A 1495-nucleotide genomic window follows, 5' to 3' on the forward strand; every position below is an offset into this window, starting at 1 on the left:
TCTAAGGCAAAGCAAATTGTTTTATCGCAATCCCCCAACTTTTTAACTTGATCCGAAAAAGACGCTATTATAGAAAAACTTTTAACCGAGAAAAAATAAAATACCCAAGCCGCCCATGAAGCGGCTTGGGTATTTTATTTCATTTTGATTAGTTATGTATTTTACACTTAGTTATTACTAATATATGAATATACATCCCCCTCATCGCCTTCGCACTTAATAAAAATATTTTTAGGGATGCTATCAAAACTGACTTTTGTAACAAGTGATTTGTCACAATTTTCTTTATTTTTATTAGCAAAAATTAAATTATTTCCTTCAATTTTCTCAGGCAAATCAGACATATCACCTAATACATATTTTCCAACATAATTGTTGTTTGTATCAAACAATTCAATAACTCCTGTTGTATGATAATTCTTCCCCGATACTCTTGCCCATGTCAAAATTTTATAAGAAATATGAGTATTGGTATGTACTCGTCCAATATATTTTAATTGAACAACGTTTTTTTCATCTTTCTTTTTTGACACATTAAAACAAAAGATTTTACCTATCTTATTGTTAGATAATACTTTTAATTCCATCTTCCTTGTTATAATACTATCTTGTCCCAATCCATTAAAATGTAAAACGATTGAAAAAAATAAAATTATCGATATTTTGTTAAACATAATATGCTACTTAAAAAACTTAATAATTACTGGGGTCTGGTTTATTTGAGTTCTGAATCATGCTTTGTACAGAGCCTGAATAGTTCTGCCCATACTTAGCTGCACCACTACCATTAACTCCATTAATTGTGTTAATTGCATTATCCCAACCTTTAAACGTAAAAGTCATTTTATCTGTCTTGGGATCATAACTAATCCCGCCTTTGAAGCCTTTAGTGGCTAAATCTTTAATGCCTGCATTAATTGATGTTACTGGATCTGGTACCGTATGGTCATTTAACCCATAATTAGCTTTATAAGGAGCATAATCCGCGAAATTATCCATTCCATTATTAACTTGCATAATGTCTTTTGTCCCATTCATGTTAGGATCAGTCCCCACACCTGATTCCTGCATTGCAACAGCCTTGACTTTAGTTGGGTTCAAATCGGGTATTTGAGATGTGGCTGATGCTGGGATAGGATGATTACCATCGGTTACAAGCGATAATTTCCCTTCATTTTTATCCATATTAAATACTGCAGTGCTTGCAGCAATCTGGTAATCATATTTCTGATAAATTGGAGCGGTAGTTGGCGAGCCTCCTTTGCTTGTTATGATGTTAGGCATAGCAACTTTCTCATATTGTCCGTTAGAGTTTTGAACATAAGTTTTGAACTCTGTATTAGATACTATCCGCTTTGTTTCCTGTGCCTGCCTATTGAAATATACAATATCTTCCGGCCCCATACCATCGGGGTCAATAACTCTAATCGGATTGTCAATGGCATAATTATATGGCGACCACCTGCGAGAGGCTTCACTCAATGGGTCTTGCACG

General features: G+C 34.0%; 2 protein-coding genes. Both read right to left on the bottom strand.

Translation table 11 applies throughout. The features are described from left to right. Positions 1-167: 167 nt before the first annotated feature. Positions 168-587: a hypothetical protein gene (locus ACQR30_RS07230; protein WP_429733365.1), complete on the bottom strand. Its 420-nt coding sequence runs from the start codon at positions 585-587 to the stop codon at positions 168-170. A gap of 106 nt (positions 588-693) precedes the next feature. Further along, the coding region (locus tag ACQR30_RS07235; RefSeq protein WP_429733368.1) for a hypothetical protein at positions 694-1495 on the bottom strand (802 nt) is incomplete at its 5' end.

The sequence above is a fragment of the Arachidicoccus sp. genome (assembly GCF_050436765.1).
GTDB lineage: Bacteria > Bacteroidota > Bacteroidia > Chitinophagales > Chitinophagaceae > Arachidicoccus.

Bases quoted from the DNA above. Each gene is read 5' to 3' on its own strand.
- ACQR30_RS07230 (WP_429733365.1), bottom strand. From the start codon at position 587: ATGGAATTAAAAGTATTATCTAACAATAAGATAGGTAAAATCTTTTGT.